This window comes from Salibacterium halotolerans, assembly GCF_900115625.1.
Classification (GTDB): Bacteria; Bacillota; Bacilli; order Bacillales; family Marinococcaceae; genus Salibacterium; species Salibacterium halotolerans.
The window spans coordinates 184,320-198,503 of record NZ_FOXD01000001.1 but is presented as its reverse complement, the minus strand read 5'-3'; the positions used below and the strand labels follow the sequence as shown (position 1 = coordinate 198,503).

Genomic DNA, 14,184 nt, shown 5'->3' with positions numbered 1-14,184 from the left:
AATAACTCTTATATGTTTCTTTCATGAGTCGGATCGAAAAGCCTCTTCAACAAAATCCACCCATGCTGCTGCAGCATGAGACTGGTACCCATTCCGCCGCCGGATCAATGCCAGATTCCAGTGCACCGCCGGATCGGTGACAGATAACACAGCGACGTGTTCCAGATTCGCTTTTTTTACGACCGTTTCCGGTAGAAATGCCACTCCAAGTCCGGCCATGGCCAATTCAACCAAAAAATCCCACTGGGTGCTTTCGTGCTCAACCGCCGGTTCAAACCCTGCCTGAATCGCCGCTTCCCGCACTCGGTCATATAAGGAAAAGCCTTTGCGGAACATAAGAAAACGTTCCTGCTCCAGTTCTTTCATCTTCGCGGTATTCCGGCCGGCCAGCGGATGGTCCTTTGAAACGACAAGCAGCAGGTCCCTTTTCACAATCGGCCGGACTTCAAACTGTTCTTCATCCACCGGCAGAATCGCCACCCCGACATCAATCGTCCCTTCCAGAAGGGATTGTTCCATAATCTTGGCTCCCTCCTCCACGATCTGTATTTGGGCTTCAGGGTACGTTCTCCGGAAGGAGGCAATCAAGGAGGGAAAAAAGCTCGATCCGATTACCGGCGGCAATCCAAATGTAAAGCGTCCTTGTTTACGGAGCTTTATTTCATTCGCTGCTTCCCTCAGATCTTCTGCGCCGCGCAGCACTTTCTGCGCATGAAGCAGTATCTTTTCCCCCTCCCCGGTGATTTTCAGATAGCGGGTGGAGCGGTCAAACAATCGGATATCCAGTTCCTCTTCCAGTTGATAAACCATCTTGCTCAATGCCGGCTGGGATACGTGCAGTTTGTCGGCGGCTTTTGAAAAACTTTCCTCTTTATACACTTCCACTATGTAACGAAGCTGTTTTAGATCCATCGGCCTCTCCTTTTTATTCTTATAAAGAATAAATATATTATATTTATGTATTTTACGCATGTAAGCGCTTCTAGTAAAGTGAAAGAAACTACTTTTCCGAAAGGAGCGGGGACGGATGAGCAAACGATCCACATCCTTCAGCGCCAGAATTCAATCGATTAAAGACGGGGACACGATCATTGTAGGAGGCTTCGGTCTCTGCGGCATTCCGGAAAAGGCTATTGCCGCGCTGGCGGAACACGGAGCGAAAGATCTTACGGTCGTCAGCAACAATTGCGGAGTGGATGACTGGGGGCTCGGCTTGCTTCTGGCAAACAAGCAGATCAAAAAAATGATTGCTTCCTACGTCGGCGAAAACAAAATTTTTGAAGAGCAGTATTTGAGCGGCGGACTTGATGTGGAACTTGTTCCGCAGGGGACACTGGCGGAACGGATACGTGCAGGAGGCGCCGGGATCCGCGGCTTTTACACACCTACCGGGGTAGGCACACCGATTGCAGAAGGCAAGGAACACAAGGAGTTTGGCGGCAGAACCTGCATTCTCGAAGAAGCAATCACCGGGGACGCCGCTCTTGTAAAAGCGTGGAAGGGAGATTCGTTCGGCAACCTGATCTACAGAAAAACGGCCCGGAATTTCAATCCCCTTGCGGCGGCTGCCGGCGAAAAAACCATTGCGGAAGTAGAAGAACTCGTAGAAACCAGAGAGCTCGATCCGGATGTCATTCATACCCCGGGGCTTTACATTCAGGATGTGCTGGAAGGAGCCGAATATGAAAAGCGGATCGAAAAACGCACCACCGCACAGGTGTAATCATCATCATAAGGAGGAGTAAAACATGAGTGATGCGCGTGAAAGAATCATTCAACGGGCCGTCCAGGAAATCGAGGGCGGCATGATTGTAAACCTTGGCATTGGGATGCCCACGATGATTGCCAACCATATTCCGGCAGATAAAGATGTCTTTCTCCATTCGGAAAACGGGCTTCTCGGCATCGGTCCTTATCCGCGCGAAGAGGAACTGGACCCGGATCTCATTAATGCCGGAAAAGAGACCGTTACGGTGAAAGACGGCGGCTCCTTTTTTGACAATGCCGAATCATTCGCCATGATCCGGGGCGGACACATTGACCTGGCAGTTCTCGGCGGAATGGAGGTATCGGAAAATGGAGATCTCGCCAACTGGATGATTCCCGGCAAAATGGTAAAAGGTATGGGCGGTGCGATGGACATTGTACAGGGGGCCCGGAATGTCGTTATTATCATGAACCACGTAAACAAACACGGAGACTCCAAAATTCGTACATCATGTGAACTCCCGCTTACCGGTGAACAGGTGGTCAGCCGTCTCATTACGGATATGGCAGTATTTGATTTCACAGACGAAGGCATGGTACTGAAAGAAGTGCTGAACGGAACAGATATCGCGGACATCCGCGATCACACAGAAGCTGCCTTTACGGTTGACAGCGCACTTGCACAAAAGGAGGATTCCAGGTGACATTCGAAAACGTCGTTCTTGCCGGAGCAGTCCGTACGCCGATTGGCGGATTTCAGGGCGCATTGAAAGATGTGGAGGCTGTTGATTTAGGATCACCAGCGCTGCAGAGTGCTTTAACACGGGCCGGAATAGAGGCTGATCAGGTAGATGAAGTGATCATGGGCAATGTTCTGCAGGCCGGTCTCGGCCAGAATCCGGCCCGGATCGCCGCGATGCATGCCGGCTTCCCGGAATCAACACCTGCCATGACGATAAATAAAGTATGCGGATCCGGCCTGAAAGCTGTCCATCTTGCCGCTCAGGCGGTGCAGACAGGAGATGCCGACATCGTTATCGCAGGCGGCATGGAAAATATGAGCCGGGCTCCCTATCTCAGCATGAATGCCCGCGAAGGCCTCGGCATGGGAGACAAGAAGTTGATAGACAGCATGGTACATGACGGTCTGACGTGCTCATTAGAAAACTATCATATGGGCTTGACCGCAGAAAATATCAATGATCAATACGGATTTACCAGGGAAGAGCAGGATACCTTCGCTGCCTCCAGCCAGCAGAAAGCAGCAGCAGCCCGGGATAACGGGACATTCAACGAGGAAATCACCCCAGTAGAAATACCGCAGCGCAAAGGGGATCCTCACTTTGTCGATACGGATGAACATATCCGCAGCGGAACAACGGCCGAAAAGCTTGCAGCATTACGCCCGGCCTTCCGCAAAGACGGCAGTGTCACTGCCGGCAACGCTTCCGGCATCAATGACGGCGCCGCCGCTGTCGTTGTGATGAGTGAGCGCCGCGCCAAAGAGCTTCAGATCTCCCCTATGGCGCGGATGAAGAGCAATGCCAGTGCCGCAGTGGACCCTCGCATCATGGGAACCGGCCCCATTCCCGCCACGCAGCGTGCACTGCAGAAAAGCAGCATGAAAATGGAAGACATCGATCTCGTGGAAGCCAACGAAGCCTTTGCCGCGCAGTCTCTCGCTGTGCAACGGGATCTTGCTATTCCAGAGGACCGCTTGAATGTGAACGGCGGAGCCATCGCCCTCGGCCATCCGATCGGCGCAAGCGGGACACGTGTCCTTGTTACGTTATTACATGAAATGCAGCGGCGCGGCAGCAGCACCGGCCTTGCCACCCTCTGTATCGGCGGCGGCCAGGGAGTGGCCACCATCGTGGAGCGTACGTAAAAAGGTCAGCCTTCTGGATAGGCTGACCTCTACTTTTATGCTGCCAGCGAGCGAATGTTTGTCGGTTGCGGGCGGTTTTGTGTCGATGACGAGCGAATCTGTGTCGATTGTGAGCGATAACCTGTCGATTGCGAGCGAATCACTCTTTTTCAGTAAAGATTAAAATACCTGTTTTAATTTCCTCGCAATATTTTCCGCTGTAAACCCGTATTTTTCCACAACAATATCTCCCGGAGCGGACGCACCGAATGTTTCAATACCAAACACGTATCCATGATCCCCTGTGTACTTGTGCCAGCCCAGCGGACTTGCCATTTCAAACGCTGCCCGCTTTTTAACGTCCGGAGGAATCACCGACTGTTTGTACTCTTCGGTCTGCTGTTCAAACAGATCCCAGGACGGCATACTGACAACATTCGACCGGTATCCTTCTTCTTTCAGCTGCGCTGCGGCTTCCAGCGCCAGCGCCACTTCGGATCCGGAAGCAAGCAGTACAAGATCCGGGTTCTCTGACTTTTCTACACTATAGGCACCTTTGGCTGTCCCTTTTTCTACTTCGTCTAAAGAAAGGGGGAGAGACGGAAGCTTCTGTCTGGAAAAAATCAATGCAGACGGCTGCGAGGAACGGCTTAATGCCCTTTTCCAGGCTGCCGCTGTCTCTTTGGCATCAGCCGGACGGAGCACGTTGACGTTCGGCATGGCACGAAGCGAAGCAATATGTTCCACAGGCTGGTGTGTCGGGCCGTCTTCACCAACGGCAATGCTGTCATGGGTAAACACATACGTCACCGGATTGTTCATAATCGCAGAAGTCCGGATGGCTGAACGCATGTAATCGCTCTTTCATCAGATGGTGTAATACAATTTATCCTAAAAAAGGATCGCCCCAACAATATGGGACAGCCTCTCCTTTCCAAACAGCTTATAGTCAATTCAATAATTCTACATTCACTAGATGTACAGGTTTTTCTTCGTTTAAACCTTTTAACAAATCCTTCGCAGCCAATTTAGCCATTTTTGTTCTGGTTTTTATACTGGCACTTCCTATATGAGGCAGCGTAACTACATTCGACAAACTTAACAGCGGATTATCCAGACCGATCGGCTCTTTTTCAAACACATCCAGACCTGCTGCCCAAATTTTATTATCGTTCAGGGCTTCATATAAGGCCTGTTCATCTATAATACTCCCTCTTGAAGTATTAATTAGAACAGCTGTACTTTTCATCATGTCAATTTCTCTTTCGCCTATCAAATGATGCGTTTCTTCATTATAAGGGGTTAAAACCACAACATAATCCGATTCATGCAACAACTGCTCCAAATCACGGTATATTAATCCCAATCTTTGTTCTTGGTCTGGTTTTCTTGAACGATTATAATAAATAACATTCATATTAAATCCGTTGGCGCGTTTAGCAACTGCTTGTCCAATTCTTCCCATCCCTATTATCCCAAGAACAGAACCGTGAATATCTTGTCCGGTTAATTGCATGGGAGACCACGACTGCCACTTGCCGGAGCGTAAATAGTCAGATGCTTCCATTAATCTTCTCCCGGCAGACATCAACAATGCGAAAGTTAAATCCGCGGTGGTATCGGTTAGAACTCCCGGTGTATTGGTCACCATAACACCTTTTTCCGTAGCGTCTGCCACATCAATATTGTTATATCCTACTGCCATATTGCTGATCACTTTCAGCCGAGGAGCCTGCTCCATAATTTCCTGATCAATTTGATCGGTCAACATACAAAACAGGCCGTCTATATTTTCCACTTCTTTTTTCAGAATTTCTCTTGGAACTGGAGTCTCTTCCTCATCCCACATGTTAATTTCACATTCCTGCTTGAGCAGTGCAAGTGCTTCATCAGGAATTTTTCGGGTTATATAAATTTTCGGTCTCATTTGCCACCCTCATTTATTTGGTATTAGGATCTTTTTTGAAACAAAAGTTGCAGCGCGGGATAAAGCTCTACGAAAAAAGCATATTCATCTTCATATAATGTTTTATTTATTGCTGAAGGTTCAAATAAATGAAAACAATTTCCCCTTATTTGTTTTTCTTCAAACGAGGTAATTAAACCTGCCCCCCTGGAAGCAATTAAACAAGCTCCATATGCGGCGGCTTCAGAAATTTCTTTTACAGAAATATCAGCATAAAGTACATCAGCTTTGATCTGACCCCAGTGTGTATTTTTGGCACCTCCCCCAATCGCTGAAAAAGAGGAAATATTTTTCACGGTATATTTTTCTCGAATGATTTCGTAGATTTGTTTCAATCCAAAAGCACATCCTTCATAAACCGCCTGAAGCATATCTGCTTTAGTAGTTGTTAAATCCAGACCGAAAAATACACCTTGGGCATAGGGATCCCATACCGGAGCACGTTCCCCATGCATATAAGGTAAGAAATATACGCCGTTTGCTCCCGGGGACGAACCTTTAGCGTAATCATTCAATATGTCCTTTTTATCCTTATCCCCTACATCATCTAAGAACTCCTTGTAAAACCAGTCAATACTTGCTCCGGGGGTAGACATCGGACCGTGTGAAAGCCATTGATTCTCCAAAACATGACAGCGATTTAATAAACGTGTATCTAATTCAGCTGTATCCGTTGTACATACGGTAAGTACATTAGATGTCCCGGCAGATTCAAACATTTCATTTGGTTTAAGGCCAATAGCCAAAGAGGCACAGGCAGTATCAGCACCACCTGCGATAACAGTCGTTCCATCTAATGCAGTATCGACGTCTTCCACCACCCCGATTTGTTCACGAGGATTCACAATGGAAGGCAGGATTTCTTTATCAAGGTCTGCTTTTTTAAGAATAGATTCCGACCAACAGTAATCGGAAATAGAAAAAATCCCTGTGAATGAAGCCTGTGTCCAATCCATAACAAATGTTCCAGTCAAACGAAATAGAATATAAGATGATATATGTCCCCAATAGTACGTATTCCCGAAAATATCAGGCTCGTGCTGCTTGACCCACATAAGATTGACGACAGAAGTCATTCCCGGATCTATCCGGTTTTTTATTTGATTCTCATCCCTGTACGATAGTTTTGATTTTAGTTCTTCTGCTTCATTTTCTCCGCGTTTATCCATATACATAATCCCATTCCGCAATGGACATCCCCGGCTGTCTAAAAAGACAGAAGCATGACAGAAAGAGGAGAGCGCAATGCTCTCCAGTTTTCCACCGTGTCGTTGAATCTCTTCTGCCGTTTCCACTAATAAGTCCTGCACAAGACCCCATAGATATTCTGCATTGATTTCTACTTTACCATTTTCATAATGCAGGATATAAGGTTGATGCTTATGCAGTACAAATGAACCCGAATCATCCACCGTACCAATTTTTATCCCGCTGGTTCCTATATCCACTCCTACGACATGAGACATATTCCGGCAACTCCTCTTTATCGATTTACTTTAGTCAGTTCCTCATAATACTCCACCGCTTCGTTAACCGAGGCATTTCCGTGAATCACAAATTTTAAGGCCTTTACAATTGAAGTTGGATCCTCTGTATTCCATACAAAACGTCCAAACGTTATACCTATCCCACCGGCATCGATGACATCTCTTGCCATTTGAAAATAGTCCCGAGCTTCTTCTCCAATATTACCTCCGGCTACTACAACTTTTGCGGGAGACGACGCAACTACTTTTGCGAATGACTCTGGATCACCTGTATATTTTGTTTTTACAATATCAACACCCAATTCAGCGCCGGTTCGTACTGCGTAAGCAACATGTTTCCAGTCCCCTTGTTCTTCTTTCGGTATCTGGTTACCTCTCGGATATATATGTGCAATCATTGGTAGCCCATACTTAAATGCCTGTCCCGATATAAGTCCAAGATTTCTTAATTGCTCCGGTTGGTCATCACCTCCAACAATGCACCCCATCGAAACAGCATCTGCACCAAGTTGGGCCGCTTCTTCTACGTCTGTCACCCATGTGTCAAAGTTCGGCTGCCACGGACTGAAAGTTGAGCATTTTAATATAAAAGACGTCTGATCAGCATGTTCTTTAAAGCAGGTTTCGGCTAATCCTTTATGCATCGTAATGGAATCGGGACCTCCAGCTGCGATTTCGTTCACTTTTCGCTCGATCGGCATAAGTTGTTCGAATACACCCCGCGCAACTGCCTGGTCAACCGCTACACCCAGAAGCTTCCCTGTTTCATTGTTCAAAAGTCTCTTCATTCTAATTTCTTTTCCTAATACGGTCATTGTATCCTCTTCCTTTCTATTCGTTAATAGTTAAAACCGATTTCATTCCTGTGCCATACATAACATCAGTAATCGCTTCTTCAATCGTATTTAAGGAATATCCCGACGTGGTTAGTACTTCCGTGTCTACCTTGTTATTGGCGATTAATGACAGGGCGTTTCTATTGTCTGCTCTCGTTGATGCAGTTGTACCTACAACATGCAGTTCGTTATAATGGATGAGATTAGGATCAACCTGGCTCCATTCCCCTTTCGAAAATCCGGCAAATAGATTCAGGGTGCCGCATTTCTTTAAAACACCGGCACACTCGTTCACTAATGCACCTACACCAATTGCCATGACACAGACATCTGCACCCTTTCCTTCGGTAAATTCTTTTACTTTATCCTGAAGTGATTCCTGTTCAGGATTAATAACTTCGTCTGCCCCGGCTTGAAGCGCTTTTTCTCTACGATGATCTACGATTTCGCTGACATAAACTTTTCCTGCTCCAGCAATTTTAGACAATTGAACATGCATCAACCCAATCGGACCTGCTCCAATGACTAATACTGTATCATTTAATTGGACATTACTTTTCCTCAAACCATTAATACAACAAGCCAATGGCTCTGTGATGACCGCCTGCGAATAAGTTACATGATCCGGAATTTTTAATAGATTCCCTTTTTCAACTGCCTTTTTTGGAATCTTGACATATTCGGCAAAACCACCATCAAACTCGTATCCTATAGCCTGTCGGTTTTCGCAGGCATTTTCTAATCCATTTAGGCATGCATCACAATGTTGGCAGTAAATAATGGGGATAATACCCACTCTTTCGCCAACCTTGTAATTAACTACGTTTGTTCCTATATCGACAATTTCTCCAACGGTTTCGTGGCCAATGATGGATGGAGTCCTCACATCCTTGGTTTTTTTTCCAGTGTATATTCTTACATCCGTGCCGCAGATTGCACTGTTGAAAACCTTTAATAATATCTCCCCCTCCCCTATTTCCGGTCTTTCCACCTCTTTGGTTTCCATATTTTCAGGGCCTTTAAATACTGCTGCCTTCATTTTCTTCCACTCCTATCTGTTTATAAGTTAAGCCAACTGGTGGGTTCAGTAATCAAATCAGGGAAGATGATAAAAATCATAAGCATCAGAATTGCAATGAGCATCCATGGCACTGTACTTTTTGAAATCTCTTCGATGGATAATCCCGTAATATGCGATGCCGCATATAAACATACCCCGACGGGTGGTGTAATCAGACCAAAGGAAAGTACCATCACCATAAACACTACAAAAAACAAAGGATCGATTCCGACAGCATTTATTGTAGGAAGTAAAATCGGAGTTAACACAAATATTGCAGCGGTAGCGTCCATGAACATGCCGACTATCAACAGGAAGATAAACAGTAAAAATAAAATAATAGTTGGGTTATCACTAACACTGCTTACATAAGCTGCTATTTGACCAGGAAGCCCGTCGAATTCAAATACCCAACTGGCGACTTGTGCAGTCACAGCAATGAACAATATCGTCCCCGTTAATTTGGCTGTTCGGAAAAAAATCCCTGGTAATTCTCTGATCGTCACACCTCTATACACTACAACCGCAATGATAAGAGTATATAGTGCAGCTATAGCTGCTGCTTCCGTCGCTGTAAAATAACCGCTCAGAATACCTCCCAACAAAATAACGGGAGCAAGAAGTGCCGGAAAGGCATGAAGAAAACTTTTCACTATATACTTGGGACTGAATGTTGTTTTATCCCCTATATTCTTCTTCTTACAATAGATATAGTTTATGACCATCATGATCAAGGCAATAATTAAACCTGGAATCAAACCGGCAAATAAAGCCTGACCAATAGAAACTCCTGCAGTGGAAGCGGCAATTACCATTAAGATACTTGGCGGTATTACCGTAGCCAGCATGGATGACACCAACGTAACTGCCGTCGCATATTGTTTCGAATATCCGTTTTGATGCATGGCATTAATACTGATTCTACCGGTACTGGCTACGTCAGCGACTGAAGACCCTGCCATTCCTGCAAAAATTAAACTTGCAAATATATTTACGTGCCCCAGACCACCGGACAGCCAACCTACAACACTTTTCGAAAAATTGAAGATTTCTTTTGCAACATTCCCTTCATCCATTATGATTCCTGTCAGAATAAAAAGCGGGACAGCTACCATAATAAAGCTGTTCATAGAACTAAACATAGATTGAGCTACGATATTTAAAGGTATATCGGAAAAGGCAAATATGGTAACAATACTTGATACTCCTAATGAAACAGCCACGGGAAGTCCTATCATCATGAAAAGGAAAAACAAAACAATTAAAAATATAGACATGCTATTTCTCCCCCTTCTGTTCTTCGTTATGTGGGGAGAATAGGAATTGCGTAAGATTGAAAATGCTGAGACATGCGGATACCGGCATACATAACCCCACCCAGGCAATACTCACTCGAAGGACTGGACTTATCTCGTCCATCTGCTGTCCCATTAGGCTTAAACCGGTAAAAAACAAAAACACGAAAAACCCGTATGTGACAATTAACGTTACCATCATTATTACTTTTTGGGTTTTTTGAGGAAAAAGGTTTACAAAAAAGGTGATTCTAGGTGATTCATCTTTTCTGAAACCTAATGATACACCGAGAAAGATCATCCAGATGAATACATACCTTGTCAGTTCTACAGTCCATGGGGGAGACTGTTCCAATAATCGGCCTATAACCTGTGTCAATACCACAATAAGTAGTACAACAGTTAATGCACCAGCTGTGAAATCAGTTATCTTATTAACAACCTTCACTGCCGTATAAAGTTTAGCTGGCTTTTTTCCTGCATTAGCCTCAGGACTGCTCATGTCCGACTCCCCTTTTATGATGCCAGGATGGTAGAAAAACCAATTCAACCATCCTGTCGTAAATTATTATTGTGCTTTTCCAACAAATTCTAATACTTTGTTAAAATACTCATCATCACCCACTACGTCACGGAACGAAGAATATTGGCTCTGGGAAATTTCAACAAATTTCTGCTGATTTTCATCTGAGACTTCATTGACTTCCATTCCTTGGTCTTTTAAGGTCTGGATCATCTCTTCTGTTTGATCGGTATCATATTCTCGAAGCCATTGCTGCATTTCATCGGCTGTATTTTGAATAATGTCCTGCTGTTCCGAAGAGATTTCATTAAATACTTCACTGTTTATCCCTACTACCCACGCATCTGCCATGTGATTTGTCATGCTGATGTAATCCTGGACTTCATAAAAGTTAGCATTGACCGGTATTTCCACTGGATTTTCCTGGCCGTCTATGGTACCCAGTTGCAATGCATTGTAGACCTCACCAAAATCCATTGGTGTAGGGTTTGCCCCAGCTGCTTCAAAAAAATCCACCCACAACGGATTGTTTGGTACTCTGAGTTTCAACCCCTCTAAATCAGACGGCTCGTTAATGGGATTAACGGAATTTGTAATCTGCCTGAAATTACGCGGCCAATAGTTTAATCCATTAATGCCTGAATCTTTGATATTTTCTAATAATTGTTGACCTAAATCATCATTTAGTAAATCTATATATTGATCTTTATCGTCATACAAGTAAGGGATGCTTATTGCATTAAATTTAGATTCTGAATTTGCATACACGGTAGATGATAAAGCCAGCATATCAAGAGAACCTTCTCCGAGCTGATTAATCGCAGCAGATGGATCCCCGCCGTATAAACTTCCATCCCCGTGCACTTCCACTTCTATACTGCCATCACTTTTTTCTTCTACACGATCCGCAAACTCATTTGCAGCCACTGTTATTGAAGCGTTTTCAGGATCAGGAGTAGCAAAATTAATGGATACTGTTTCCTGGTTATTGTTACCTTCTTCACCTGTGTCTTCTGTTCCTTCAGCACTGCCTCCCCCTGTCTGAGAGCCTTCAGCATTTCCGGAAGTGTTTTCATTTTCTCCTCCGCCACCACATCCACTGAGGAACACTGCAAGAGACAATCCTAATAATGAGAATTTCCATTTCATACTATCCCTCCACTTAAGAATTTCATCCTCTGAATTATAACGCTTTCATAATTCAGAGGACGAGAAGAATTATTTCTTAGATATAGTGTATAACATGGTGGTAATTTTCTTCAATATGTTTTTTAAAAAAGCAAAGATTTTTTTCAAAAAACTTATAGACGTTTATTTGAAGTTGAATCTCTTGTTTTTTGGATATTTGTGTAAGCATCTTCATAATTACGATTAGCTACCCCTGTAAATAGCGTATCTACAATGGTTAACTGAGCAATTCGCGAGGCCGTTGCATCGGTTCTGAACATTGTTTCTTTTGACGTTGTATATAAATTGATATCAGCGATTTTTGTAATAGGTGACTTCGAAAAGTTGGTAATGCTTATCGTTACGGCTCCCTGCTCTTTAGCCAATTTCAGTGCATGCAGCGTATCTGTGTGACTTCCGGTATGAGATATTCCGATGACCGCATCATCCGGCGTGAGCACACTTGCAGACATCGATTGTAAGGCGACATCTGTATAAGCATAGCATTTAATACCTACCTTTAAAAATTTGTGCTGGGCATCTACCGCAACGTTCCCAGAACCCCCTACTCCGTAGAACTCTACATTTTTTGAAAAGGCTACCGCTTCAATCGCTCTTTCCAGCTCTTCATCTGAGCATATTTCCATTGAATCGTACAATGCCTGGATATTTGACTGAAATATTTTCTTTTTTATCGTTACAACATCATCTTCAGGTTCAATAACCTCATGAATATGTTGTTCAGGTTTTATGATTTCTCGTGCAAGGTTTATTTTCAAATCCTGAAATCCCTTATATCCAAGTTTTTTGCAGAATCGAACTACCGTTGACTCACTGGTATTACTACGCTCTGCTAACTCCGTTATGGATTGATGAATAATTTTTTCATGATGATGTGTGATGAAATCAGCAAGTTTTTTTTCGGCACCCTTTAATTTTGGCAGGAGATATTCAATACGGGTGAGTAGACCTGTCATAGCGTTAACATTTAATTCTGTCATGACTTCTGCCCCTTTCAAATTCGGAATTATTATTATTGTACAATATCTAAAAACTTGAATAAATATATGGGATAGTAATCAAGACCAATGATGAAAATTTTCTTCATATTGAAATAGAAATTGTTCAATAAAAATAGAGATGTTTATTTTTTATAGCTTGAAGCCGCATTCTTCCATTGAAAAATGCGGCTGTTTCAAAAAAAGTTGTTTACTTTTCATATTCGCGCAACCATTACACACAAAATTTGTGATAAAAAGTTATTTACTGTTCTTCAATAATCGTGCCTGTTAACTTAATAATAACTACCGCATAATTGATAAACCTCTCAAGATCTCAACCATTTGCGAGATTAAAGATGGCTGTTAAATTAAACCTGTGCTTGCCCGCCATCTACAAAAAATTCACCACCCGTCAAGTAGCTGCTTTCGTCTGAAGCAAGGAAAGATACAACGTTTGCTACTTCTTCAGGTGTCCCAACTTTCCCAGCTGGAACAGTATTTCTTGTATCTTCAAGTACTCCTTCAAGTGCATCACCAAAAAGCTCATTGTAGGCAGGTGTATGAATAACTCCTGGGCTAACCACATTTACGCGGATTCCAGTTCCTTTTAGGTCAAGAATCCAGTCACGAACTAGTGCTCTTAGTGCTGCTTTAGATGCTCCATATACACTAAACGCTGGGTTGCCAATTGATCCAGCAGTAGAGCCCGTTACAATAATAGAACCTACTTTGTTCGGGAATAGTGATAACGCTCTTTGAACAGTAAAGATCGTTCCTTTAACGTTAATGTCGAACGTTCTATCAACCTGCTTTTCAGTAATTTCACCTAATGAAAGGAAGCTGCCAACGCCTGCATTAGCAAAAAGAATGTCCAACTTACCTTTTTCCTGATTTATAATGTCATATAGTTTGTCTAAGTCTTCAAGCTTAGAAATATCCCCTTGAACACCGGTTACGTTCTTGCCAATTTGGTTAACAGCTTTATCAAGTTCGTTTTGTCTCCGTCCTGTGATATAAACATATGCACCTTCGTTTACAAACTTTTGTGCTGTAGCAAGACCAATCCCACTTGTTCCGCCCGTTACAAGCGCTATATTACCTTCAAATTTACCCATACTTAACACTCCTTTAGAGTTAATTTTGTTTTATGTCTAGTACCTTTAAGTACTTGAAAAACATCTAACAAGATATAGAATAAATCAGTAACCATATTATTGGAAGTACCCACTTTTTTGTGATATAGTACCTAAAAAGTAATAAATGTGGAATGAAGGG

At 43.6% G+C, this 14,184-nt stretch carries 15 protein-coding genes; 4 read left to right on the top strand and 11 right to left on the bottom strand.

Annotated features, from left to right (window positions below):
• Window positions 1-21: 21 nt before the first annotated feature.
• Window positions 22-912 carry a LysR family transcriptional regulator gene (locus tag BM124_RS00870; RefSeq protein WP_170840896.1) on the bottom strand — a complete coding sequence of 297 codons (891 nt, stop codon included), beginning with the start codon at window positions 910-912 and terminating at the stop codon, window positions 22-24.
• A 115-nt stretch (window positions 913-1,027) separates the two neighbouring features.
• Here BM124_RS00870 and BM124_RS00865 point away from each other — a divergent pair, with 115 nt between their 5' ends.
• The 4 genes from BM124_RS00865 to BM124_RS19450 are packed head-to-tail and all read left to right on the top strand — an operon-like array spanning window position 1,028 to window position 3,758.
• The gene (locus tag BM124_RS00865; RefSeq protein ID WP_093334758.1) at window positions 1,028-1,723 is read left to right on the top strand and encodes a CoA transferase subunit A; all 696 of its coding nucleotides are present in this window, start codon (window positions 1,028-1,030) and stop codon (window positions 1,721-1,723) included.
• Window positions 1,724-1,748: 25 nt separating this feature from the next.
• Window positions 1,749-2,411, top strand: a complete 663-nt coding sequence (locus BM124_RS00860) for a 3-oxoacid CoA-transferase subunit B (RefSeq protein WP_093334757.1) — start codon at window positions 1,749-1,751, stop codon at window positions 2,409-2,411.
• Window positions 2,408-3,595 carry an acetyl-CoA C-acetyltransferase gene (locus BM124_RS00855; protein WP_093334756.1) on the top strand — a complete coding sequence of 396 codons (1,188 nt, stop codon included), beginning with the start codon at window positions 2,408-2,410 and terminating at the stop codon, window positions 3,593-3,595. The genes BM124_RS00860 and BM124_RS00855 overlap by 4 nt, the downstream gene beginning before the upstream one ends.
• A 37-nt stretch (window positions 3,596-3,632) precedes the next feature.
• A complete protein-coding gene (locus tag BM124_RS19450; protein WP_280139703.1) occupies window positions 3,633-3,758 on the top strand; it encodes a hypothetical protein in 126 nt (41 codons plus the stop codon).
• On the opposite strand, the gene BM124_RS00850 is transcribed toward BM124_RS19450, so the two are convergent.
• The 10 genes from BM124_RS00850 to BM124_RS00805 form a co-directional block, all read right to left on the bottom strand.
• Window positions 3,755-4,426 carry a transketolase-like TK C-terminal-containing protein gene (locus tag BM124_RS00850; RefSeq protein ID WP_093334755.1) on the bottom strand — a complete coding sequence of 224 codons (672 nt, stop codon included), beginning with the start codon at window positions 4,424-4,426 and terminating at the stop codon, window positions 3,755-3,757. The genes BM124_RS19450 and BM124_RS00850 overlap by 4 nt on opposite strands.
• A gap of 97 nt (window positions 4,427-4,523) precedes the next feature.
• Window positions 4,524-5,501: a 2-hydroxyacid dehydrogenase gene (locus BM124_RS00845; RefSeq protein ID WP_093334754.1), complete on the bottom strand. Its 978-nt coding sequence runs from the start codon at window positions 5,499-5,501 to the stop codon at window positions 4,524-4,526.
• 23 nt (window positions 5,502-5,524) lie between these two features.
• Entirely contained in the window at window positions 5,525-7,006 is a 1,482-nt protein-coding gene (locus BM124_RS00840) for a xylulokinase (RefSeq protein ID WP_093334753.1), read from the bottom strand.
• Between the two features lie 17 nt (window positions 7,007-7,023).
• A complete protein-coding gene (locus BM124_RS00835) occupies window positions 7,024-7,842 on the bottom strand; it encodes a class I fructose-bisphosphate aldolase (RefSeq protein ID WP_093334752.1) in 819 nt (272 codons plus the stop codon).
• Between the two features lie 16 nt (window positions 7,843-7,858).
• The gene (locus BM124_RS00830) at window positions 7,859-8,902 is read right to left on the bottom strand and encodes a zinc-dependent dehydrogenase (RefSeq protein WP_093334751.1); all 1,044 of its coding nucleotides are present in this window, start codon (window positions 8,900-8,902) and stop codon (window positions 7,859-7,861) included.
• A 20-nt stretch (window positions 8,903-8,922) separates the two neighbouring features.
• On the bottom strand, window positions 8,923-10,200 hold the full coding sequence (locus BM124_RS00825) for a TRAP transporter large permease (protein WP_093334750.1): 1,278 nt from the start codon (window positions 10,198-10,200) through the stop codon (window positions 8,923-8,925).
• Between the two features lies 1 nt (window position 10,201).
• Window positions 10,202-10,720: a TRAP transporter small permease gene (locus BM124_RS00820; RefSeq protein ID WP_093334749.1), complete on the bottom strand. Its 519-nt coding sequence runs from the start codon at window positions 10,718-10,720 to the stop codon at window positions 10,202-10,204.
• 66 nt (window positions 10,721-10,786) lie between these two features.
• Entirely contained in the window at window positions 10,787-11,890 is a 1,104-nt protein-coding gene (locus BM124_RS00815; protein ID WP_093334748.1) for a DctP family TRAP transporter solute-binding subunit, read from the bottom strand.
• Window positions 11,891-12,042: 152 nt separating this feature from the next.
• Entirely contained in the window at window positions 12,043-12,909 is an 867-nt protein-coding gene (locus BM124_RS00810) for a MurR/RpiR family transcriptional regulator (RefSeq protein WP_093334747.1), read from the bottom strand.
• Window positions 12,910-13,277: 368 nt separating this feature from the next.
• Entirely contained in the window at window positions 13,278-14,024 is a 747-nt protein-coding gene (locus tag BM124_RS00805) for an SDR family NAD(P)-dependent oxidoreductase (RefSeq protein ID WP_093334746.1), read from the bottom strand.
• Window positions 14,025-14,184: the final 160 nt, after the last annotated feature.